Below are 22,132 nucleotides of genomic sequence, written 5' to 3' on the forward strand. Positions count from 1 at the left end.
TTGGTGGTCTTTATATTATTGCTTCATGGTATGAACAGAAATAATCATTGTAAGCTTTGGCAGTCTTGCAGAGCTTCTTTGATCTCATGTAATTTTAGATATCTGGCGCCTCGATACACCTCTTTTCCCGATAAGAACACCAACACAGCAGGCGCGGTCAACACATGGAAACGCCCTGCGATACTTGGCACATCCGCAATGTTCGTCTGCATGAACTGCACATCATCAAAATCCGCCTCCATATCCCTCACCCACTCCAAGAACACCTTGCACACACCACAGTTCGGCGCTTGCACATACAGTAAAACGATACTATGCTGTGTGATGGTCTGCTCTATCTGACCCAAATCCTCTACAATTCTCATCACTTATTCCATTCGATTAATTCTGTATAAAATAAAAAACCGCCCATAAAGGCGGTTCGTTATCTGATTTAGATTTTACAAGCACCACCTGCGCAGTCATCCTCAGCACTGTCCGCATCAAAACCGCCTTCAACGGTTACATCAGCGAAGTCGCCAAGCATGGCATCGAAGTCTAGATTATCGATGTCTAGACTGTCAAAGGATGCGTTATTTATATCTGTTGTATTAAGATTGGGATTGCTCATGGCTTGCTCCGCGTTAGTGCTGGTTAATGTCATCTTTATGCTGTCTGTCTTGATATTTTCAAGTCCACAAATCAAATATCCAAGGGCTGCCACTGTTTGCCCTTTAAAGGCGGCAAATAGGCAAGTCCTTTTTGTTGGTATGTCCACAGCCGGCTTGGGATTTTGTAGATGTGGTTGCACTCAGGATCGATGGCAGTGTTGATCTTATCGTATTCGCCAGTTTTCATCAATGTGGCGAAATTGGGATTAATCATCACTGCCTTACCAACCGCAATGAATTCAGCCCATCCTGTCGCATAAGCACGATTCACATCATCAGCGGACAGCAGACAGCCCACCCCAATCAGTGGCAGACGTCCAGCGATGCGCTCGTGAATGAGAGACATTCTAGTAAGGTTCGTGTCTGCACCGCGGCGAGCTTTCTTATAAAAGTCCCACAGCGAGACATGCAGATATTGCAATGGTTGCTGAACCAGATAATCAATCAAATCAAAACAGTCCGCCATCGTCAGTCCCTGCTCGCCCGCCTCCTCAGGGGATAAACGATAACCGACAATAAAGTCAGGCTTGGCGTGCTTGGCTCTCACCTCATCTACCATCTGTATGACAGCATCCACGAAGCGCAGACGGTTCTCGAGGCTGCCACCCCATTCATCATCACGCTGATTCGAATGGGGTGAGAAGAACTGCTGGATAAGATAATTATTCGCGCCGTGAATCTCTACACCATCAAAGCCCGCTCGTATCGCAAGGTCAGTCGCCACGCCAAAGCCGTTAATAACAGCACGTATCTCATCCACCGTCATCGCACGAGCGATCTGCTTGCCGTTATCCATGGCAGACGGTGCAATCACCTCGCCAAATTCAGCTAAAGACTGATGACCACCATGATGAATCTGCAAGATTGCTTTCGCACCACCCTTCTTAATGATGTCTGCAATCTGAGTCAGGCTCGGCAAATACTGCTCATCATAGGCGCAAGGCTGACCAAAGAACGCCTTGCCACTTGGGTGAACTAAAGTCGCTGCTGTGATGAATAACCCAAAATCATCCGAGCGACCCACCAAAAAATCACGCTCTTCATCAGATAATGTACCATCAGGATTCGATGCATAATGCGTCATCGGAGCGACAACGAGACGGTTGGGTACTTTGACGCCGTTATTTAAGACAAATGGGGTTAATATATTATTTGTATTATTCATAAGATTCTCTATTATCGGATTTAATTGTGGCTAATTGTAGCGGTGACATTATATCAAATCGCACCCACATGCACCGTCATCGCTGTGTAATATCATCTTATCATCATCGTTCAAGCGGTAATATATCGGCTTAATAGACTTGCATTTATCATCGCATTTGGATTATCCATCCGCGCTCTTTAACGCCTTAACACCCAATTGAAACCAACGCACAAGCTCATCAAGACCATCAATCACTTCACTTGGCACGCTCATGTAATGCATGACCCGCTGCTTACCCTGAGCAACATAAGTGTATGAATGAGCGCCTGCCTGCGCAAACTCATGACGCGCCTGTCCATCCACTTTCACAAAGATCTTATCATCGGCAGTAGTGATCGCAATAATCTTATCGCCATAGAACAGACAATGCTCGCCGAACATCTTTTTGTAAGTCAATTTATAATAATCACTCAGCTCATCTTGAATGAATCTGACAAAATCATTAGACATATCCCCCTTAATTTTACACATTACGGCATATCGCCAAGCGCAGTCGTTGAAAAATTAAAAACACCACCCAGTGATGGGTAGTGTTTTGATTATAGCATTACTTAGGTAGTTTTGGTGGCTTGTCAGGCTTGGGTAGTGGCGTGGTATTTTGATCTTCTCTCACCTCTACTGTCTCAATCTCCTCATCATCGCTATGATGTTCAGCGATCGCCTCGCGAATGTCTTTATTCTCATCGCCTGACTTATCTTTTTGCTGCTCTTTGTCTTTGTCCTTAGGTTTACGACCTAGGCGACGCACGACATAGTTATCAGGCAGCACACGCGTGGTGGGTTCTTTTTCATCTGACACCTCTTCATAGATCACACGCCCTTCACTGTCAATCTGGGCATATTTCACCGACTCACTTCTAGGAAAGAAAAAGTCCCAAGGATTGATCAAGAAGTGCTTCCATATCAAGCTATTTAGCTTCTTCCACTCGAAGAATTCCACTTCTTTTGAGCGCAGTGCCACGAACAACGCCAAGGAGAAGCTCACCATCAGGTTCACCATACCGATAAGCAGCACGCCAACGAAGGACAGTAGCGCAAGCCCCCACGTCAAATCCTGTGGCGATAGGTAGAACAGCCCATGCACGAAGTTCGCTGACGCAAAAGCAATGTGGCGAATATCCAGCGGCAACCCAAGCATGTAGCCGATCGTCGCTGTACTACCTAGGAAGCAACCAAAGATAAAGTTACCCATGATTGCGCCCAGATTCGCCTCAATAAAACCACCAAGCTTATCTTGCCATTTGCTAGGCATGATGTGTGACAACAAGCGATGTCTGCGAATGCGTTCACCGATTTTATTATAGGCGGCCAGATTATCATAATAACCTGCGATCAGCCCCGATAAGAACAAGAACACGCCTGCGATCGCCGCATGCGGCAGTGACAATGAACGAATCGGATCAAGCTCATGCAGCAGATGCGCCGCCTTCGAGCCATCGATCATCGGCGCACCCGTGAAATATAGCCAAGCATAGGCAATCATCAGCGCAATCGGCATCGCAATCGAAATATTACCCATAATAGCCACGAACTGCGTACGCAAGATATCAACAATTAATTCAGAAAGCTTGGTGAGCTGCTGGTTTTTTTTGTTGCCAGCACCATGAGAGATGGTCGAGGCAATGGCGGCAGCCGTCATCGCAGGCTGCTTAGTGGCAACCGTACCGCCTGCAATGTGGATCGTCACAAAGCCTAAGCCATAGATCATACTGTTAATGAATGCCTTACCAATCGGTGCCAGCACCAATGACGAGCCTAGGGTTTTTATCGTCGCCATGAAAGCAATAAAAAAGCCACCGATCGCCGCTTTTTTGAACATCTTGTGATAGCCTGTGCGATCAGTACTGATGTAATGCTCGCCGACACGACTGGCATTCTCGGTAACCTTGCGCGACAGCAGCTTGGTATTATTCTCAATCAGATAACCAAAGCTATAACGCGTCTTGGCGGTGCGCACAATCTGAGCAGTTAGTTCCACGATAGCTTTGTCGCGTTTTTTGTCGATGTCTGACACCAGCTCAATCAATACCTGCATGCGATGCAAGCTCTGCTCTAGTCGCACAAGCATGTTCGTCAGGCGAATCGAAATGCCCGTCTTATAGATACGCTTACGCACGCTGGTGACAATCTCCTCGCACTGCTCCAACATAACAAGCAGCGGTGCAGGACTGATGTCCTCATCAGGCATGATGTCCGTCATTAGGTCAAGCTCATGCGCTTTACGGTATTGATTCACGAATAAAACCGCCTCTTGGTTCTGAGCGACGAAAGCGGCAGAGTGGTTAAGCATCTGCGGATAAGCAGACATCAAATCAGGATGCAGACCCATGCCACTTATGCGATAAGATAAGATAACGATGGCGTTTAGGATATTATTCTTAGCAGTCGCCACCAGTGCTAGATCCGATTCATCGACATGCACAAGCTCGACCAGCTTGTCCCACTTGTCTTCATCAATCATGCGCACCCAACGCAAGTCGCTGCGTTCATTAAATAGGTAACTTGCCAGCTCCACCACCGAATCCTCATCAGGCAATAGTGGCAAGAATCGATGTCCTATCAGGCGATTAACACTATAAGAAAAACTGTGATCTGAGGCGATGCCCGTATCGGTATATAGAGTGACTTGGTTGTATTTATTGGTTAGTCTTAGGATAAATGCGGCAAGCGATGCGCCATATTCAGGTTTTTGTTCTATGAATTCGATCAGCCCATCCATCTTATCATTGGCGATCTCTTCGTCGCCATCATTCACGCGCAACAGATCCACCAGCTCCTTGAGCGCCTGTGGTTCAGGCAGCTCTTTTAGAGCAGTGATGCGCTGTAAGGCATGTTCCAATTCAGAATGGTCAACACTTTGCACCAATTCTCTCCAAATTCTTTTTATAATTAGTTTTTAAGTCGCGGTCATTTTAGCACAGTTTTTACTTCAGTTATGTCTTTATATCATTGCGACTTTTGTTATTAGCCGCCGCGCTTGGCTGCAAGCATGGCTTGAATGTTCGACAGGTAGTCTTGAGCGACCAGTTTTGGGTCTTTTTTGACGCCTGATTTGCCTGGGTAATCCATGTGGTCGATTGGCAGCTCTTCTAAGAATCGTGACGGGGTCGTCTGCTTAAAATCGCGTCCTGCGCGGCGTTTTTGGGCAACTGTTAAAGTCAGCTCCAATCTGGCGCGCGTGATGCCAACATACATGAGACGACGCTCTTCTTCGATGTTCTCTTCGATGAGCGAATTACGGTGTGGCAGAATCTCTTCTTCGACGCCGATGATGTACACGTAATCGAACTCAAGCCCCTTAGCGGCGTGGAGCGTCATTAGGTTCACCTTATTGGTGTTCTCTTCTTCTTGTTGCTGCTCAAGCATGTCAAGCAGCATCATCTTACGAATCACCGCTTCGATGGTCTTATCCTCATCCTCTTCAGCGCGGTCGATGAGTGTCGCGATGCTCTGGTAGAGGGATTCGATGTTGTCAAGGCGGTTTTTTTCTTGTTGTGGGGTTTTGCTGTCTTCTTTGATGTAATCAATATAACCCGTCTCGATGATCATCTGACGTACCAATGGCATGGGGTCAGCATTATCATACAGCTCACGCGTGTAACGCTCAATAAAATCAGCAAATGCATACAAAGTATTACTCGCCTTAGCACCAACAGCCGCCTTGAGACCCGCATGAGAACACGCAGACAGCAGCGAGATGCCATATTCTTGGGCGAGCAGACCCAGCTTCTCAAGCGTCGCCGAGCCCATGCCGCGCTTCGGCGTATTAATAATCCTTAAAAACGCCGCGTCATCATCAGGATTTAGGATGATGCGCAGATAGCTCATCACATCCTTAATCTCAGTACGCGCAAAGAATGACGTACCGCCCGAGAGCTTATAAGGCACATTCAGCTGACGCAGCTCGGTCTCTAGCACACGCGCTTGGAAATTAGAGCGATACAGCACCGCATACTGATCCCATGTGTTGCCGTTACGCAGGCGATGTGCGACGATTTCTTTGGCGACGCGTTCCGCCTCATCAAAATCCGACGGGCAAGTAATCACTCGAATGCGCTCACCCTCACCCTTGTCCGACCACAGCGCCTTATCAAAAATATGCTCATTATTGGCGATGACCGTATTCGCCGCGCTTAGAATGCGGTTGGTGGAGCGGTAGTTTTGTTCGAGTTTGACGACGTGCAGATTGGGGAAGTCTTGCTTAAGCAGCGCCATGTTCTCAGGCTTAGCACCGCGCCATGTGTAGATGGATTGGTCATCATCACCGACCACCGTAAATCGCGCTGATGATCCGACCAGCAGCTTAACCAGCTCATACTGTGCGGTGTTGGTATCTTGATATTCGTCCACGAGTAGATAGCGAATGCGGCGCTGCCATTTGTCACGCACCATCTCGTTATCTTTTAGAATCTTGGCAGGCAGCACAATCAAGTCATCAAAATCCACTGCGTTGTACGCGCGCAGATTACGCTCATACAGCCCATATAGATGGGCGAACATCAGATCTTCTGGGTCGGACAGCGTTTGCGCGGCATCTTCAGGCGATACCAAGTCATTCTTCCAATCAGAGATGAATTTCATCGCCTTACCAGCCAGCTCGCGACTCTCAGCGCCGCTCATGTTGTCTCGCATCATCAGCTCCATCAGCAGCCGCTTAGAATCGTCCGAATCCATGATACTAAAGTTCGCCTTCAGCGGTGTGTGCATGAGCTCATAACGCAAAAACTGCAAACCAAACTGGTGAAAAGTAGACACTGTCAGTCCGCGAGTTTTTTCACTGGGCAAGAGCTTAGAGACGCGCGCTTTCATCTCGCGAGCCGCCTTGTTGGTGAAAGTCATCGCTGTAATACGCTCGGCAGGTGTATTACAGTTGGTGATTAGATGCGCGATTTTTTGGGTGATGACCGATGTCTTACCTGAACCTGCTCCCGCCAAGACGAGCAGCGGTCCTGACACATGGGCTAAGGCTTCTTGTTGGCGGGGGTTCAATTGACTCATAATAATAAATAAGTTGGATAAATGGGGAGTCATTATAAAGGATTTTGATAAATTGGGCAAAAGTTTGTGCTAAACTATCCTTTGATATTTTTATGGAAAATCACCATGACAACACGCCTCACCTTTCTGGGCAAACCCTTATTTACCATGATAATTTTGGTCAATTCATCTTATGCCAATACCACGCCACCACAAGACAAAACCCCAAACCAATTAGAAACTCAACGCCAAGATGAACGCAAAGCCCAAATACAGGCCAAAATAAGAGCAGAACAACGGGCATTACAACGTGCCAAAGCCCATCATGGACTTGTCTCCATACAAGACCCACACGCACAAATACGGCCATCAAGACGCACAGGGTAACGTTGTCATCAAGCTCATTTATGATGAGATTGAAAAATTTAATGGCACTGACATGATTGTTGCCACATCAGGCTTATATGGCATGATTGATAGAGACGGCAAAGCCATCATTGATATGGTTTATGATGACATAATAAGACAAGATTCGCATTATATCGTCAAAAAACAAGGGATTTATGGCGTACTTGATAAAAACGGCAACGTCGTTATTGACCTGACAAATGATGAATTACATGAGGTAAAGGTTATTAAAGCACATAGAAGTAAATCAGCTTATTTTGCTAAAAAATAAGGCAAATATGGCATATATGATGACAAAGGCGAAGTTATCTTACCTTTTGAATATGATAAACACGGCAAAATAGAGCAAGGCATTTTACCTGTCTCCAAAAATGGCAAATGGGGCATGATAAAATTCGCTACCGATCTTTATTATGACGTTGATTTTGACAAGCTTATCATATCATGGTTGATTTTGGTTTAGATTATGATTTTATTTATGGATTTACCGATAAGCTGCCTTTGGCGGTCAAAGATGACAAATGCGGCTTCATTGATGACACGGGCAAATTGGTGGTTGGGCTATATTATAATTTAGCTTGACCATTTTATGCACCCATTTTAAAAGTCAAAGACACCACAGACCCCAGCATCAATAACCAGCCCATTGCCTTTGTTGGCGAAAAGTCCGGCGATAAAATACAGCTTGGGGCGATTGATAAAACAGGCAAAGCCGTGATAGAAGGCGAAGTTAGCATTAACCATTAAGCTAATCCAATAAAAAAAACGCCAATCATCAGGTTGGCGTTATTGTTTTTAGTGGTGCTTACGATAAAATTCCCATTCCTCAACGGTTGGGCCATTAGGTAATTGACACACACCGTATTGACTGCCGTCTTTGGCGGTCTTAATGGCTGACTTACCACCACGCTCCACACAGAACACACTGGCAGGATTGGAAGCGTCAGCTTTAGGTTCTTTTTTGAGCGGATTATAATCCTTAATGGTCTGACAACCTGCCAATACCAAACACGTTGCCATTATTGATAGTGCTACTTTTTTCATCTTATGCTCCTAGGTAGGTTTAAAATTTAATTACACCACAAATCGAATGCAAATCGCCAAATATTTTTGTACAAGAAACGTTATCGATGATCGCTTGATACCATCAATACCTCATACACTATCTTAGATAGAAAAGACACCACACCGCCAGCACACCTAATAGAATACCTAGCCCGTTGATTTTTGAGATTTTTTCTCTAAATATCACCAGACCAACCACCGCACCGAGGCAGATAACGCCAATATTCATGCCAGCAAATACCAATGTCGGGTCATCTTTATAGACTTGATGCGCCTTGATATAAAATAAAATATTAGCAAAATTGAGCGCGCCCAACAGCACACCACTGGCTAGGCTTTTTGGCTGCCATTTGGTTCTGTTCATCATAAGATAAATAAAGAGCAACACAAACGCCAACACAAAGCTTACAAGCAGCGTATCAGGAAACGCACTGCCCAGCTTTGCCATCTGCTTGAACAGAATATCAATCACGCCATAACCCAGCCACACCCCGCCCAGAATGGCGGCGGCGCGCTTAAAATCGGTCGTATCGGATACTTTAACATCTGTATGATGGACTGGCTTGTAGGTCAAAGCGATGAGCGATGAGAATGCCAAAATAAGACCTGTGCCCTTCGCCAGCGTCAAATCCTCCCCAAAGATCGTAAATGATGCCAATATCGGCAAAAATAACGCCAAACGCTGCGCCACGTCTGACTTGGCGATACCGACCATCTGCACCGCTTTTGCCATGATGATGAATACGCTGGGCAGCAGCACACCCAAGGCAACAAAAATAAATGCGCCATTTGCCATGATTTGGCTAACATCAAAGCTCGGCTTTAATAGATAAATACATAAAATAATGGCGGTGATGTAGTTAATTAAGATCGCCTGAGCGACATCGATGCCACGGCTGCGCGCCATTTTTAGGAATATAGACACCAGTACGCTGGCACTGATGGCAAGAACCAGATAACTCATACCAATCTGGCGCTCGCCAATTGGGTCAGCTGATACAACGCATGGCGGTATTGGTTGTCAGGCAGTTTCATAAGAGTCGTTTGGGCAAGGCGGGTTTCATCCAACGCCCGATTTTTGCAGTATTCCAAAGCTCCTGATGATCTCACCAAGCCAATCAGCGTCTCAGCATTGTCGGTTTTGCCTGTTTGTACAGCGATTCTTAGTTTGTCATAGTCATCGCTATTGGCTTGTTTTAGGATTTCTAAGGTTTTGATAATCGGCAAGGTCGGCTTACCTTCGGCTAGGTCATCGCCCAGATTTTTGCCCATCGTTTGGCTGTCACCCATAAAGTCCAGCACGTCATCAATCATCTGAAAGGCATTGCCAAAATGTTGCCCAAAATCAGACAAATTAGCAAGTAACTCTTTGTCATCATGCTTGCCATGAAGTAGAGCCGAACCCACACACGCCATCATGAACAGGCGTGAAGTCTTGCCGTCAATGATTTGTAGGTAGTCACTTTCGGTCGTCTCAATGTTGTGTTGGTGTTGTAATTGTAGCACTTCGCCTTCAGCAATGTCGCACGTCCCGTCCGAGAACAGCTTTAATAATGTCATATCGCCAAACCCCGTCAAAAGGTTAAACGAGCGAGCGATAAGATAGTCGCCCACCAGCACAGCCGTGGCGTTGTTCCAAGTGGCGTTGGCGGTCGGTCGCCCCCGTCTCATACCAGACTGATCAATCACGTCATCATGCACGAGCGTGGCGGTATGGAGCATCTCGGTAATCGCCCCAAGTTCTAGGCTTGGCTGATACTGCTCATCCTTTATCATGCGTGAGATGAGCAGGGTCATCAAGGGTCGCATACGCTTACCGCCTGCGTTGATGACGTGGTCAGACACTTTCATGATGAGCTGAACTTTGGAATTTAGTGAGCCAAAAACTTGCTTGTCCATAACAGCAAAATCATCAGCAACAACGGATAAAATCTCAGAATAAGTGGGCGTGGTCATGTTATTTTTCTCAAAAAAATCAACAGTAAACAAAATCCATTTATCATACCACAGCCAACGCATTTACTCAAAGACAAATCAACCGCAGGGGCGAAACCTATTAGTTTATTGTTTAGATATTTTTAATTGATATTTATATTTTTTGAATTAATTCGATCACAATTAGATTTTTGATGCGATGCTCACAGATAATTTAAATTTTTTAGGAGCTTTCGCGAGTTTTTGCCCCGCTAAAGCTTGTAAAATGGGTTCATTGTGTGCATAATGGTTGCATTTTTATTTGAGTGTATTTGTGTACCGCAACAAGCACTGCCAACCATAAGGTAGCCCTATGTCATTTTTAACTCATCATACAGAAATCGACGACGTGAACATCGAGAAAATCACACCGCTCATCACCCCCGCAGAACTAAAACGCACCTACCCACTAACCAGCGAAGCCTTTAATACCGTCCTTCATGGCCGTAAAGTCATCGAAGACATCCTAGATGGCGAAGACAAGCGCATCCTGGTCGTGGTGGGTCCATGCTCTATCCATGATGTCGATGCCGCCCATGAGTATGCGGACAAGCTAAAAGCCTTAGCGGATGAATTAAAAGATGAGTTATTCATCGTCATGCGTGTGTATTTTGAAAAGCCCCGCACCACCACAGGCTGGAAAGGTCTGATTAACGACCCTGACATGAATGACAGCTTCGACATCGAAAAGGGGCTTGGCATGGCTCGTAAGCTTCTTTTGGAACTCAATGAAAAAGGTCTGCCCTGTGCCACCGAAGCCCTAGACCCCAACACCCCCCAATATATGCAGGACTTAATCAGCTGGTCAGCCATCGGAGCCAGAACCACCGAATCACAAACTCACCGTGAAATGTCAAGTGGCTTATCTTGCCCTGTTGGTTTTAAAAACGGTACGGACGGCTCCATGACCGTGGCGGTAAATGCCATGCAAGCGGTAAAATCAGGGCATAGTTTCTTAGGCTTGTCATCAGACGGGCAAGTCTCTATCATCAAATCCAAAGGCAACAAATACGCCCACGTTGTCTTGCGTGGTGGTAACGACCAGCCCAACTATGATGAGACTGCCATCGCCGCCGCCGAAAACGAGCTTGCCCTTGGCAAAACCAACGGCAAAATCATGGTAGACTCAAGCCACGCCAACTCTGGCAAAGACCCCTACTTACAGCCGATGGTTATCCAAAACATTGCAAGACAAATCCAAAAAGGCAACAAATCTATCATGGGTCTTATGATTGAAAGCCACCTAAAAGGTGGTCGTCAAAATATCCCTGCCGACCTAAGCCAATTGGAATACGGCAAATCGGTAACGGACGGCTGTTTGGATTGGGGTAGCACAGTGGACGTGTTACGTCAATTTGCCAAAGACGTCAAAGAGCATTTGCCAAATCGTTAAAACTGGCGGTTAAAACCTTAAATCCATAAATAAAGGCGGAGCGATTCGCCTTTATTTATAGGTAAACCAAATTGAATACATTAAGAAATACCCGACCTTTTACAACCATCCAACCTGTAAAGTATACCGCCTGTTTTTGCTTGAAAAATCAAACCCAGCTCAATTTATCTTTAAGCCATTACTCACAGCCAAAACATGGCAATCCCATACTTTTATTATGGTGAATTTTTTTGTATAATAACAATGATATTCATTTAACATCATACATTATGACAAACAAAAAATTCAAAAAACCCTTGATTATCATCATCATTTTGATGATTGGCGTGGCGTGTGCTACTTTCTTTTTTTACCAAAAACAACCACCAAAAGAGCAATACCTCACGCACACCGCTGGGCTTGCCAACATCGAGAGTACTGTCATCGCAGGCGGTCAAGTCTATGCCGAGGAGCTGATTGACGTGGGGGCTCAGGCAACGGGGCGTGTCGACAGACTGCACGTTAAGCTAGGACAACGGGTCAAAAAAGGCGAACCCATCGCCGATATCGATGCCACTCAGCAAAAAAATGCCCTAAAAGATGATGAGGCAAGCTACAAATCCTTGCTTGCTCAGCACGACATCAAAAAAATCCAGCTTGCTCAAATCGAGCATGAATTTAACCAACAAAAGCAAGGCTATCAAGCAGGCGTGGTAGCAAAAATAGACTACACAAAAGCAAAAAGCGCACTATCCACCGCCCAAAAAGAGCTAAGTGCAAGCATGGCTCAGCTTGAGCAAGCCAAACTCAAAATCGCCACCGCCAAAACTAACCTTGCCTACACTCGCATTACCGCCCCCGTGGATGGTGTGGTGGTGGCGGTCGTTACCAAAGAGGGTCAAAACATCAACGCCATGCAGTCATCGCCAACCATCATCAGGCTGGCTCAGATTGATACGGTGCAAATCAAAGCCAAATTCTCCGAAGCGGACATTCCCAAGCTAAAAACAGGCATGAATGCCCACTTTACTATTTTGGGCTTACCAAATCGACAGTTTGAGGCCACACTCCAAGATTTAGAATTGTTCCCCATTGATACCACTGCTCAATCAGGGGCGGTGTATTATTATGGACTGCTCAGTGTCCCAAACCCCGATCATGAACTCTTTATCGGCATGACCGCAAACGTTACTATCGTCATTGACAAAAAAGAGCAAGCACTCACCATTCCTATGACCGCACTTAGCAAACAGCTCTCTGATGACACCTTTGAGGTGCAAGTCATTGATGATGAATACAGCTCCACCCCCACCATCGAGACTCGCACCATCAAAACAGGCATCAACGACAAGCTCTCTACCGAAGTGCTATCAGGACTAACACAGGGCGAAAAAGTGGTGGTCGCCACCTCAGACGGCACGGTCGAAAGTGTCAGCATAGGGCTATGACATGGCAACACCCATTTTATCACTAAAAAACATCAAAAAAAGCTTCGCTTTTGGTGATGACTCCCTAGAAGTGTTAAAAGGCATTGACCTTGATATTTATAGAGGAGAAATGGTCGCCATCGTGGGGCAATCAGGCTCTGGCAAATCCACACTCATGAACATCATGGCGTGTCTGGACGCACCGACATCAGGCGAGTATCGGATTGACGGTCTTTGCACCCAAGAGATGGACGGCGAGCAGTTGGCAAGCCTAAGGCGAGATAAGTTTGGTTTTATTTTTCAGCGTTATCAACTGCTTAGCAGTCTCAACGCCACCGCCAACGTCGCCATGCCTGCCATCTATGCAGGGGTGAGTCAAAAAACTCGTGAGCAAAAAGCCCAAGCCCTACTTGCCAAACTAGGGCTAGAACAACGCCTCGACCATTATCCCAACCAGCTCTCAGGCGGACAACAACAGCGAGTATCCATCGCTCGTGCCTTGATGAATGGCGGACAAATCATCTTTGCGGACGAACCCACAGGGGCGTTGGACAGCCAAAGTAGCCGTGATGTCATGGCAATTTTGACCGAGTTAAATCGTGAGGGACACACGATTATCCTAGTAACCCACGACCCTAAAATCGCCCAAAGTGCCAGCCGTATCATCACCATCGCAGACGGTCAAATCATCAGCGATGACAACAACAGCAATGATACTGTAAACACCACCCAAGATTTTCAACAAAACACCCACCGCACGCTAAATTTTCAGGCCATCGGTCGTATCAAAGAGGCTTTTCACATGGCGGTTTTGACCATGCTTGCCAGCAAAATGAGAACGCTTTTGACCATGCTTGGCATCATCATTGGCATCGCCTCTGTGGTACTCATCGTGGCACTTGGCAACGGCTCAAAACAGCAAATTTTAAACCAAATCAACAGCATGGGCTCATCAACCATCAGCGTCTTTATGGGTGGTGACAACGAGGACGACACCACGCCGCCCAATGATTTGACCTTTGATGACATGTATGCACTCGAAACATTACCCTCTGTCGCCAGTACCTCGCCAGATTTGAGCATGAGTATGACCGCCCAAGTAGGCAATCACAGCAAAGGCGTGCAGGTGGACGGCGTGGGGCTAAACCATCATCGTTTGCAAAATGTGCAGTTTGTCACAGGGAGTATGTTTCGCCAAAGTGATCTGGATAATTTTAGCCAAAACGTCATCATCAGCGAAAAAACCAAACAAAATTTTTTCAAACAAAATAACGCTTTGGGGCAAATTCTCATCTTAAATGGTGTACCGACCAAAGTGGTGGGCGTATTTAAATACAATGGCATTGAGGGCAATTTTGACCGCAATCTCAAAGTATGGCTTCCCTATCGTACCTACCAAGCCCGCTTTGCAGGCGAGTCGCCACGCCTAAACAGCATTACAGTACTACTAAAACCAAACGAGTCGTCCGCCCTTGCCAGCGAAAGCATCAACCAGCTTTTAACCCAACGGCACGGCAAAAAAGACTTTACCCTATTTAACAGCGACAGCCTTGCCAAAACGGTCGAAAAAACCGCCCAATCCTTGACCTTACTCATCGGGGCGATTGCAGTTATCTCGCTACTGGTTGGTGGGATTGGCGTGATGAACATCATGCTCGTCTCCGTTACCGAACGCACAGGCGAGATTGGCGTGCGTATGGCGGTGGGGGCAACTTATGGCGACATCGTTTGGCAATTTCTCATCGAGGCGATGGTGGTGTGTGCGTTGGGCGGTGTGCTTGGGGTGCTTTTGGCGTTTGGGCTTGGTGGATTGTTACAACTCTTTGACATTAAAGTCATTTTCTCGGCAACTTCCATCGCCCTTGCGGTGGGTTGTGCTAGCCTGATTGGGCTTGTTTTTGGGCTAATGCCCGCTCATAAAGGGGCAAAACTAAATCCCATCGAAGCATTAAACAAAGGATAAATAATGAATAGTATCAAACAGCTAATCATCATCACAGGCATCATTACCCTAACCGCTTGTCAAAGCACCCCACTACCCAAACCCACCACCCCCACGCCCATCATGGTGGACAATACCGCCCATTGTTTGACGATTGATGACCCCATTTGTCATCACGATTGGTGGACGGTGTTTGGCGATGAGGTGTTAGATGATTATATGAGAAAGGTCGTCAAGCACAATCAAGAATTGTCGGTGGCAACATTAACCCTACAAAAATCCTTGCTTAACAAACAAAAATCTCAAGAGCGATTTTTGATAAATAGCCAAGCTGGCGCCAACCGCCAAACCCAAAAATCGCTATCGACAGGCGAAACCACGCATTCACGAGGCTTTGACGTTAATCTGGGTGCCAGTTGGGAGGTGGATTTGTGGGGAAAATTGCAATTACAACAAAACCTAACCGAATGGGAGACCCATGCCGTCCAAGCCGACCGCCAAGCGTTGTTTTTGAGCCTAAGCGCTAATGCCGTGCGAGAATATATCAACTTGATTGGCATTAACCAAAAACTTATGAACGCACAAAAAGCCCAAACCTTTCAACAAAAACAACAACAATATCTAAAAAAGCAAGTTGATTTAGGGCTAATTGCCAGAGCCGATTTGGTTGCCATCGAACAAACCCTAAACAATCTAAAACAAACCGCCCTAATTTTAGAGCATCAAAAAAATGACAGTTTGGCAAACCTTTCATCATTCGCTCACGTTGATATGGATAAATTACCTACCACCCTAAAAAATCAGCATCAAATCCCAAAAATTCCCCATGATTTTTATCACATCAATGCCAATGCAATATTAAACCGCCCTGATTTGCAAGCCTTGCTTTGGCGATTGGCAATCAGCCTCGAACAAAAAAATCTACTACAAAAAAATCAATATCCCACCCTTGTATTTAGTGCAGGGGCAACCGCCCAATCACCCAATTTACTCGATTTATTAAAAGTGCCTGTCTTAAATTGGGGTGTTTCGTTAAATATCCCCCAACTTAATTATAAAGAATACCAGCACAACATCAACATCGCCCAGATTGATGAGTATATCGCCACCTTAAATTATCAAGACACAACTCATAAAGCCCTAAGTGACGTACAACAAAAATTAAATGCTTGGAAAAATGGCAAAGACAATCACGATGTTTTATTAACCGCTCAAAAATTGGCAAAAGAGCAATTGACGCACCAACAAAAACGCCTTGAATTGGGGCTTATTTCCACCAAAGAATGGGCAGAACACCAAGAAACCCACCGCCAAAGCCAAACCGCCCTAACCGATAATGCCATCAATCAAGTGCTTAATTGGATAGCGGTATATCAAGCGGTGGGTGGATTGCCAAATGAATCACGCTAGGACATACCTGTCCTTTATAACGCTTTTAAATCACAACTTAAAACTAAAAACCATGTCTAATCCCACCAATCCCAATCAAGGCTCGTTTTTTGGCTCATTTTACATGGTGCTGGCAAGCCTTGCCTTTGCCTTAATGCTTGTGTTTATCAAGCTGTCTGGGCAGAAATTTGGCATGAACACCTATGAGCTGACCTTTTGGCGAGTGTCGTTCGCCTTGGTGTTATTGGGTGGATTTTCTTGGCTTAAAGGTCGAGGCTTTCGCACCAATTACCCAAAAGAGCATTTTTGGCGTTCGTTGGCGGGCTCTATCGCCCTATTGATGAATTTTTATGTAGTGCTACACCTACCCTTAGCAACCGCAAGCACCTTGCAGAACACTTCAGCGATATTCCTTGGACTACTCTCCATCATCATCCTAAGACAAAAACCATCACTCATGGCGTGGCTGTCTTTGATTTTGGGTTTCATTGGTGTGGTGATTCTACTAAAACCCACCACAGGCGGTGATACATTCGCCATGCTCATCGGACTTGCCAGTGGCGCGATCAGTGGGTATGCCTATCTACAGGTGCGTGAGCTTAGTTTGCTTGGTGAACCTGCGTGGCGGATTGTGTTTTATTTTTCATTATTATCCACGCTGACATCGGGCGTTTTGGCGTGGTATTTTGGCTTTACGCCTGTGACCCTAGCAAGTCTGCCTTATATTGCTGGCATTGGTGTTACCGCCCTAGCAGGGCAACTTTTAATGACTTATGCCTATCAAGTTGGGCAAAAATTTGTCGTGGCGGTGCTAAACTATCTGGGCGTGGTGTTTGCGATGATATTTGGGGTGATGTGGTTTGGTGAACGACTTGACGCATGGGCATTGCTAGGCATTGTCATCATCATGGTAAGTGGCATTATTAGTGCCAAGAAGTAGGACACATCAATCACATCATTGGCGAACGATTACCATATTGAAATTTTATTTTAGTCGTTCACATGTTTACACTTATTGATTTATTATGCTATAATATTCCACACTAATAATAAGGTTATGTTTTATTCATTCCAAAAACACAACCACATCGGGGCATGTATTATTATTTTGACATTTACAATAAAAAAATGATTTTATTATCAATAATTTATCTTAAATTCATCAAATAACCTCTTCAAACACGCCCCAACAACTCTTTTTATTCATCCAATTGTGAGGTAAATCATGCAAAAAATTACAACCATCGCCCTCATTGCAAGTGGGGCATTATACACATCCTTGACACACGCAAAAAACCCAGTCGAGGTCGGTTTGGGTGTTGAGCGTTATCAGGAAACCTACCGAGAATATGAAAACGGCGAACGTTTCATGCAACAACGAGGAAACTTAAACGCATTTAACGGCTCTATCAAATACCATTTTAATGAAAAAGATGCCATCAAAATAGAAGGTAGATACGCCAAGGGTAAAGTTGATTATACAGGCGGAGAGAACCCCAGTTCAGAAAACCCTGAAGGCACCCCCTACGGTTCAGTTCATCAAAAAGGTGCACCTCGTCGCTCTTATGATATTCGTTCATTATATGTTTATGAAAAATCGATTCGCCCCAATGTCAGCGTTATTGGTGAGTCTGGCTTGGGATACCGTGTTTTACAAGATTTAAGTTCTCGCATAGATTCAGAGGATTACAATAGAAAAAACAAAACCGCCTACACACAAATAGGCTTGGGTGTAAAAGTGGGGCTTGCTCATGGATTTGAATTTGCACCAAAAATAGCTTACAATCAAGGCATTTACGGTCGCCAATACTCTTATTTGAGTGATGGCACCGTCACCTTAAAACAACACAATGCTCGTGGCTTTGAAATAGAATTGCCCATCAGCAAACAATTTTCTAATCAAACCAAAATCAGTTATACTCCTTATTATCGTGGTTGGCGTGTCCCCACTTCTAGTACTTTTGAACGTATTGAAACTGATGAAAACGGCGATTCAGGTGTAGCAACCTATAGCGAGCCTAAAAACCAAACTAGCGAAGTTGGGTTTAAATTGCAATATTCATTTTAAGTGCCACTTGCGATATTGTCATCTCAATGACATTAAAACCAACAAAACTAAAAATTTCCCCATCCATCAATGATATGACACATTGTTGAGATTGGGGAATTTTGGTTTAGCCACACCGCACAAATTCAAAAGCCATATCTCCATAAACCAACTAAACAAAAAATTAATACGATTTTGTAGGAGCAAATCACAATTTTATCTATATAGTGTAATGATTTGTTTAAATCACTTTTAAAGCTCCTTTGGTATAAATGCACCCATCAACCCTAAAATTTGATACAACTCATCAAAACAATTGTTATACGCTCTATGTTGTCATAATGATTTTAATCCAGCTTTTTACATTTGTTCAGCACAAAATACCAATGCTACACCAAAATATGTTATAATTATCCGTTTTTATTCCCTTTTCATGTTCTGCCCACATGTACAGCATTTTACAACTTTTTGATTTTATTTTGCACATTGACGAACGCTTAGCCGTCTTTTTGGCGGATTATGGAATATGGATTTATGGGATTTTGTTTTTGATTATTTGTGTAGAGACAGGCTTGGTGGTCATGCCGTTTTTACCGGGGGATAGTTTGCTGTTTGCGGTGGGGGCATTGGCGGCATTTACAGGCAAGCTAAATCCTGCCCTGCTTATCGCTCTGCTTTTTGTGGCGGCGGTGCTTGGCGATACGCTTAGCTATCATATTGGCAAATACATCGGTCCAAGAGTTTTTGAAAAAAATTACCGTCTTATTAACAAAGACTACCTGTTCAAAACCCAAGCATTTTTTTGAAAAACACGGTGGCAAAACTGTGATTTTCGCCCGCTTTTTGCCTTTTGCTCGCACCTTTGCCCCCTTGTGACAGGGGCAGGGAGCATGAATTATAAGCGGCTTATCAGTTATAACGTCATTGGCGGATTTTTGTGGATTACATCCTTTGTGCTACTCGGCTATTTTTTTGGCAATCAGCCCGTCATCAAAGATAATTTTACCTATGTGATTTTTAGCATTATCGGATTTAGCGTGTTGCCGATTGCCATTAATTTTATCAAGCAAAAAATTAAACCCATGGCTTAATCACTCATCTATTTTTAATCACTCATCTGTGTAACGACAGGTATCATCATGACTACATTTAAAGACTTACTCTCCAAAGACGCCCAAACCCAGCTCAAAGAAATGGGTGGCAAATCATCCATCAAACCCGAGACTGACAGCAACGGCAAACCTACCAGTGCCAATGTCATGGGCAAAAAAGAAGTTGCCAATCAAGTCAAACGCTTTGACAACGCACTCATCGATGAAGACAAGGTGCTATTCATGCAAGCGATGAGTGGCGTCCAACCCCTAAAAAACGAAAAAACCATCGCCCAAAAACCCAAAAAAGACGATAATGCCATCTATCGCCGCGCCAATGCTGAAGGCGGTGAGGAGATGACTGGTGTTAATCTGTCCGACATGCAGGCACTACTTAACCCTGTGGCAGGCGAGGCATTTTTAAGCCATAAGAACCCAACCCTTCAAAATAAAGTCTTCGAACAGCTAAAACAAGGCAAACTACGCTGGTATGATGCGGTGGATTTACATGGCTCAAGCATTGAAGACGCCCGCAATGCCGTACTAACCCTCATCAAAAACGCAATGAGCAATGGCGAGACCGTCGTAAAAATCGTCCACGGCAAAGGCACAGATGCGATCATCAAAACCTGTGTGAACGGCTGGCTACGCCAAATCTCTGACGTCATCGCTTTCGTATCCGCCCCTGCCAACGATGGTGGCAATGGTGCAGTGTTGGTTCTGCTAAAGCGCAATCGACTTGGTGAATAAAGCAAACACATAAAAACCAGTCATTGTGACTGGTTTTTTGATGATTAAGGTTGCTAATCTGCTATTTTCTCACCATGGATGGCCAGATCAAGACCTTGATATTCCTCTTCGGCATCCACGCGCAGACCCATGGTCTTCTTAATAATGATGCCAATCATGAATGTCATCACACCGCCATACACTAAGGTAGCAATCACACCCTCAACCTGTAGCCAAAGCTGCTTTAATAACGACACATCGACAATCTGGGGATATAGCGCAGGACTCACAAACACCCCTGTCAATACCGCACCAATGATGCCACCCACACCGTGCAGCCCAAACGCATCCAGTGCATCATCCACACGCAGGCGTTTTTTGGCATAATAAATCATCACAAAACACCCCAAAGAAGTCAATACACCAATCGCCATCGCACCAGACACATCCACAAAGCCTGCTGCAGGTGTAATCCCCACCAAGCCTGCCACAGCGCCAGACGCTCCTCCTAGTGCAGACGCTTTACCGCGCTTAGCGTATTCTGCCATCAGCCAAGCTATTGCACCCACTGCCGCAGCTGCTTGAGTGGTGATGAGTGCCATCACCGCATTACCGTTAGCGCCGAGCGCAGACCCACCATTAAAGCCGAACCAGCCCACCCAAACCAGACCTGTACCGATGAGTGTTAATGCCAGATTCGCAGGCGCAAGATTGCCCTTACCATAATCACGGCGACTGCCCAACAGATAAGCCAGCACCAGACCGCCCACACCCGCATTAATATGAACCACCGTACCGCCGGCAAAGTCTAGCGCATCGCCAGTTAGCCAACCGCCACCCCACACCCAGTGGCATACAGGCACATACACCAGTAGCGTCCAAGCCGCAGCGAACACCATGAATGAGCCAAATTTGATTCGCTCAGCCAAAGAACCCGCTAAGATCGCCATGGCAATAACCGCAAATGTCAGCTGAAAAATTACGGTTAATAGCTTGGGAATGCTGCCATCCAACTCATCCAGCCCAATATTATGCAGCATCACATGATCAAGACCACCCACAAATGTATTCATGGCACCTTCTGAAAATGCCAACGAATAACCAACCGCAACCCACACAATCGAAACAACAGCCGCAGCACCCAGACTATGCATCATGGTAGATAGGATATTTTTCTTACGCACCATACCAGCATAGAACAGTGCAAGCCCCGGAATGGTCATCATTAAGACCAACGCCGTCGCTGTCAACACCCAAGCTGTATCACCAGTATCTAATACCGACTCATTCGCCATCGCCAAGGCAGGTAACAGCCCCACTCCCACCAAACCAAATCGACCTACTGAATTTCTCATTGCTTTTACCCCTTATTAGTTTTATAAAGCATTTTCACCCATTTCGCCTGTACGAATACGAACAATCTCATCTAGTGGCTGTACAAAAATCTTACCATCGCCAATCTTACCTGTATTGGCAGCGTTTGTGATGGTGTGAACCACTTCACCAGACAAATCATCGCTAACAGCCACTTCAATTTTTAGCTTGGGCAAAAAATCCACCACATACTCAGCACCACGATAAATCTCAGCATGACCCTTTTGACGACCAAAGCCCTTAACCTCTGTGATCGTCATGCCATGTATGTCTATCGATGTCAGCGACTCGCGAACATCGTCTAATTTGAACGGCTTAATGATGGCGGTGATTAATTTCATAACTAACTCCTATGACTACATAATTAAAACTTATTAATTAAGTCATAGTATGCCAAAGATTACATAAAATAAAAAATGGTTTATCTTAATAAAAAATTGGTTATTTATTAATTTAAATTATGACTATATAAAATTTAAT

Annotated in this window: 23 protein-coding genes and 1 pseudogene; 12 read left to right on the plus strand and 12 right to left on the minus strand. The window is 45.2% G+C overall.

Features of this window, described 5'->3' with window-relative positions; all coding sequences use genetic code 11:
* Positions 1-44: 44 nt before the first annotated feature.
* The 6 genes from AAX10_RS05710 to AAX10_RS05735 all read right to left on the minus strand — a co-directional run bounded on the left by AAX10_RS05710 (position 45) and on the right by AAX10_RS05735 (position 6,855).
* Entirely contained in the window at positions 45-365 is a 321-nt protein-coding gene (locus AAX10_RS05710; protein WP_046698284.1) for a thioredoxin family protein, read from the minus strand.
* Positions 366-433: 68 nt separating this feature from the next.
* Positions 434-643, minus strand: coding sequence for a hypothetical protein (locus AAX10_RS10180; RefSeq protein ID WP_152545131.1), 210 nt, complete (start codon positions 641-643; stop codon positions 434-436).
* A 38-nt stretch (positions 644-681) separates the two neighbouring features.
* A complete protein-coding gene (locus tag AAX10_RS05720; protein ID WP_046700099.1) occupies positions 682-1,815 on the minus strand; it encodes an NADH-dependent flavin oxidoreductase in 1,134 nt (377 codons plus the stop codon).
* 162 nt (positions 1,816-1,977) lie between these two features.
* Positions 1,978-2,307 carry a TfoX/Sxy family protein gene (locus tag AAX10_RS05725; RefSeq protein ID WP_046700100.1) on the minus strand — a complete coding sequence of 110 codons (330 nt, stop codon included), beginning with the start codon at positions 2,305-2,307 and terminating at the stop codon, positions 1,978-1,980.
* A 97-nt stretch (positions 2,308-2,404) separates the two neighbouring features.
* Positions 2,405-4,723 (minus strand): site-specific recombinase, encoded by a 2,319-nt coding sequence (locus tag AAX10_RS05730; protein ID WP_406564555.1) that lies wholly within the window; start codon positions 4,721-4,723, stop codon positions 2,405-2,407.
* Positions 4,724-4,821: 98 nt separating this feature from the next.
* Complete coding sequence (locus AAX10_RS05735; RefSeq protein ID WP_046700101.1) at positions 4,822-6,855, minus strand: UvrD-helicase domain-containing protein; 2,034 nt, start codon at positions 6,853-6,855, stop codon at positions 4,822-4,824.
* A 105-nt stretch (positions 6,856-6,960) separates the two neighbouring features.
* On the opposite strand from AAX10_RS05735, the gene AAX10_RS05740 reads away from it, so the two are divergent.
* From AAX10_RS05740 to AAX10_RS10080, 4 genes are read left to right on the plus strand one after another with little or no spacing between them, the layout of a single operon-like run.
* On the plus strand, positions 6,961-7,221 hold the full coding sequence (locus AAX10_RS05740) for a hypothetical protein (RefSeq protein WP_149038864.1): 261 nt from the start codon (positions 6,961-6,963) through the stop codon (positions 7,219-7,221).
* Positions 7,160-7,513, plus strand: a complete 354-nt coding sequence (locus AAX10_RS05745) for a WG repeat-containing protein (RefSeq protein WP_046700102.1) — start codon at positions 7,160-7,162, stop codon at positions 7,511-7,513. The genes AAX10_RS05740 and AAX10_RS05745 overlap by 62 nt, the downstream gene beginning before the upstream one ends.
* Positions 7,514-7,525: 12 nt before the next feature.
* Positions 7,526-7,705, plus strand: a complete 180-nt coding sequence (locus AAX10_RS10600; protein ID WP_080947195.1) for a WG repeat-containing protein — start codon at positions 7,526-7,528, stop codon at positions 7,703-7,705.
* The gene (locus tag AAX10_RS10080; RefSeq protein WP_155399877.1) at positions 7,687-7,824 is read left to right on the plus strand and encodes a hypothetical protein; all 138 of its coding nucleotides are present in this window, start codon (positions 7,687-7,689) and stop codon (positions 7,822-7,824) included. The genes AAX10_RS10600 and AAX10_RS10080 overlap by 19 nt, the downstream gene beginning before the upstream one ends.
* Positions 7,825-7,842: 18 nt before the next feature.
* Here AAX10_RS10080 and AAX10_RS10085 read toward each other — a convergent pair whose 3' ends face one another.
* The 4 genes from AAX10_RS10085 to AAX10_RS05765 all read right to left on the minus strand — a co-directional run bounded on the left by AAX10_RS10085 (position 7,843) and on the right by AAX10_RS05765 (position 10,263).
* Positions 7,843-7,986: a hypothetical protein gene (locus AAX10_RS10085; protein ID WP_155399878.1), complete on the minus strand. Its 144-nt coding sequence runs from the start codon at positions 7,984-7,986 to the stop codon at positions 7,843-7,845.
* A gap of 51 nt (positions 7,987-8,037) precedes the next feature.
* Positions 8,038-8,286 carry a putative hemolysin gene (locus tag AAX10_RS05755; RefSeq protein WP_080947070.1) on the minus strand — a complete coding sequence of 83 codons (249 nt, stop codon included), beginning with the start codon at positions 8,284-8,286 and terminating at the stop codon, positions 8,038-8,040.
* Positions 8,287-8,404: 118 nt separating this feature from the next.
* Entirely contained in the window at positions 8,405-9,271 is an 867-nt protein-coding gene (locus AAX10_RS05760; RefSeq protein WP_046700103.1) for a hypothetical protein, read from the minus strand.
* Positions 9,268-10,263, minus strand: a complete 996-nt coding sequence (locus tag AAX10_RS05765) for a polyprenyl synthetase family protein (RefSeq protein WP_046700643.1) — start codon at positions 10,261-10,263, stop codon at positions 9,268-9,270. Before AAX10_RS05765 ends, AAX10_RS05760 begins: the two co-directional genes overlap by 4 nt.
* Before the next feature lie 331 nt (positions 10,264-10,594).
* Between AAX10_RS05765 and AAX10_RS05770 the strand changes: the two genes are divergently transcribed.
* The 8 genes and pseudogenes from AAX10_RS05770 to AAX10_RS05805 all read left to right on the plus strand — a co-directional run bounded on the left by AAX10_RS05770 (position 10,595) and on the right by AAX10_RS05805 (position 20,299).
* Entirely contained in the window at positions 10,595-11,674 is a 1,080-nt protein-coding gene (locus AAX10_RS05770; protein WP_046700104.1) for a 3-deoxy-7-phosphoheptulonate synthase, read from the plus strand.
* A gap of 269 nt (positions 11,675-11,943) precedes the next feature.
* Positions 11,944-13,101 (plus strand): efflux RND transporter periplasmic adaptor subunit, encoded by a 1,158-nt coding sequence (locus AAX10_RS05775; RefSeq protein WP_046700105.1) that lies wholly within the window; start codon positions 11,944-11,946, stop codon positions 13,099-13,101.
* 1 nt (position 13,102) lies between these two features.
* The gene (locus tag AAX10_RS05780) at positions 13,103-15,043 is read left to right on the plus strand and encodes a MacB family efflux pump subunit (protein ID WP_046700106.1); all 1,941 of its coding nucleotides are present in this window, start codon (positions 13,103-13,105) and stop codon (positions 15,041-15,043) included.
* Between the two features lie 3 nt (positions 15,044-15,046).
* On the plus strand, positions 15,047-16,432 hold the full coding sequence (locus AAX10_RS05785) for a TolC family protein (RefSeq protein WP_046700107.1): 1,386 nt from the start codon (positions 15,047-15,049) through the stop codon (positions 16,430-16,432).
* 52 nt (positions 16,433-16,484) lie between these two features.
* Entirely contained in the window at positions 16,485-17,351 is an 867-nt protein-coding gene (locus tag AAX10_RS05790; protein ID WP_046700108.1) for a DMT family transporter, read from the plus strand.
* Between the two features lie 285 nt (positions 17,352-17,636).
* Positions 17,637-18,479 carry a hypothetical protein gene (locus AAX10_RS05795; protein WP_046698297.1) on the plus strand — a complete coding sequence of 281 codons (843 nt, stop codon included), beginning with the start codon at positions 17,637-17,639 and terminating at the stop codon, positions 18,477-18,479.
* 425 nt (positions 18,480-18,904) lie between these two features.
* Positions 18,905-19,549: pseudogene (locus tag AAX10_RS05800) on the plus strand (VTT domain-containing protein).
* A 48-nt stretch (positions 19,550-19,597) separates the two neighbouring features.
* The gene (locus AAX10_RS05805; protein ID WP_046698298.1) at positions 19,598-20,299 is read left to right on the plus strand and encodes a Smr/MutS family protein; all 702 of its coding nucleotides are present in this window, start codon (positions 19,598-19,600) and stop codon (positions 20,297-20,299) included.
* Between the two features lie 53 nt (positions 20,300-20,352).
* Here AAX10_RS05805 and AAX10_RS05810 read toward each other — a convergent pair whose 3' ends face one another.
* Positions 20,353-21,573: an ammonium transporter gene (locus tag AAX10_RS05810; RefSeq protein WP_226997839.1), complete on the minus strand. Its 1,221-nt coding sequence runs from the start codon at positions 21,571-21,573 to the stop codon at positions 20,353-20,355.
* Positions 21,574-21,654: 81 nt separating this feature from the next.
* Entirely contained in the window at positions 21,655-21,993 is a 339-nt protein-coding gene (locus AAX10_RS05815) for a P-II family nitrogen regulator (RefSeq protein ID WP_046698300.1), read from the minus strand.
* Positions 21,994-22,132: the final 139 nt, after the last annotated feature.

Origin of the sequence: Moraxella bovoculi (genome assembly GCF_000988745.2) — a bacterium.
Taxonomy (GTDB): Bacteria; Pseudomonadota; Gammaproteobacteria; order Pseudomonadales; family Moraxellaceae; genus Moraxella; species Moraxella bovoculi.

What these genes read in the sequence shown, in the direction of transcription:
- AAX10_RS05740 (WP_149038864.1), top strand. Translation starts at nt 6,961, where the DNA reads ATGACAACACGCCTCACCTTTCTGGGCAAACCCTTATTTACCATGATA.
- AAX10_RS05755 (WP_080947070.1), bottom strand. Translation starts at nt 8,286, where the DNA reads ATGAAAAAAGTAGCACTATCAATAATGGCAACGTGTTTGGTATTGGCA.
- AAX10_RS05795 (WP_046698297.1), top strand. Translation starts at nt 17,637, where the DNA reads ATGCAAAAAATTACAACCATCGCCCTCATTGCAAGTGGGGCATTATAC.
- AAX10_RS05710 (WP_046698284.1), bottom strand. Translation starts at nt 365, where the DNA reads ATGAGAATTGTAGAGGATTTGGGTCAGATAGAGCAGACCATCACACAG.
- AAX10_RS10180 (WP_152545131.1), bottom strand. Translation starts at nt 643, where the DNA reads ATGACATTAACCAGCACTAACGCGGAGCAAGCCATGAGCAATCCCAAT.
- AAX10_RS05770 (WP_046700104.1), top strand. Translation starts at nt 10,595, where the DNA reads ATGTCATTTTTAACTCATCATACAGAAATCGACGACGTGAACATCGAG.
- AAX10_RS05720 (WP_046700099.1), bottom strand. Translation starts at nt 1,815, where the DNA reads ATGAATAATACAAATAATATATTAACCCCATTTGTCTTAAATAACGGC.
- AAX10_RS05815 (WP_046698300.1), bottom strand. Translation starts at nt 21,993, where the DNA reads ATGAAATTAATCACCGCCATCATTAAGCCGTTCAAATTAGACGATGTT.
- AAX10_RS05805 (WP_046698298.1), top strand. Translation starts at nt 19,598, where the DNA reads ATGACTACATTTAAAGACTTACTCTCCAAAGACGCCCAAACCCAGCTC.
- AAX10_RS05775 (WP_046700105.1), top strand. Translation starts at nt 11,944, where the DNA reads ATGACAAACAAAAAATTCAAAAAACCCTTGATTATCATCATCATTTTG.
- AAX10_RS05745 (WP_046700102.1), top strand. Translation starts at nt 7,160, where the DNA reads ATGGACTTGTCTCCATACAAGACCCACACGCACAAATACGGCCATCAA.
- AAX10_RS05725 (WP_046700100.1), bottom strand. Translation starts at nt 2,307, where the DNA reads ATGTCTAATGATTTTGTCAGATTCATTCAAGATGAGCTGAGTGATTAT.
- AAX10_RS05785 (WP_046700107.1), top strand. Translation starts at nt 15,047, where the DNA reads ATGAATAGTATCAAACAGCTAATCATCATCACAGGCATCATTACCCTA.
- AAX10_RS05735 (WP_046700101.1), bottom strand. Translation starts at nt 6,855, where the DNA reads ATGAGTCAATTGAACCCCCGCCAACAAGAAGCCTTAGCCCATGTGTCA.
- AAX10_RS05765 (WP_046700643.1), bottom strand. Translation starts at nt 10,263, where the DNA reads ATGACCACGCCCACTTATTCTGAGATTTTATCCGTTGTTGCTGATGAT.
- AAX10_RS05810 (WP_226997839.1), bottom strand. Translation starts at nt 21,573, where the DNA reads ATGGCGAATGAGTCGGTATTAGATACTGGTGATACAGCTTGGGTGTTG.
- AAX10_RS10080 (WP_155399877.1), top strand. Translation starts at nt 7,687, where the DNA reads ATGGTTGATTTTGGTTTAGATTATGATTTTATTTATGGATTTACCGAT.
- AAX10_RS05780 (WP_046700106.1), top strand. Translation starts at nt 13,103, where the DNA reads ATGGCAACACCCATTTTATCACTAAAAAACATCAAAAAAAGCTTCGCT.
- AAX10_RS05790 (WP_046700108.1), top strand. Translation starts at nt 16,485, where the DNA reads ATGTCTAATCCCACCAATCCCAATCAAGGCTCGTTTTTTGGCTCATTT.
- AAX10_RS05760 (WP_046700103.1), bottom strand. Translation starts at nt 9,271, where the DNA reads ATGAGTTATCTGGTTCTTGCCATCAGTGCCAGCGTACTGGTGTCTATA.
- AAX10_RS10085 (WP_155399878.1), bottom strand. Translation starts at nt 7,986, where the DNA reads ATGGTTAATGCTAACTTCGCCTTCTATCACGGCTTTGCCTGTTTTATC.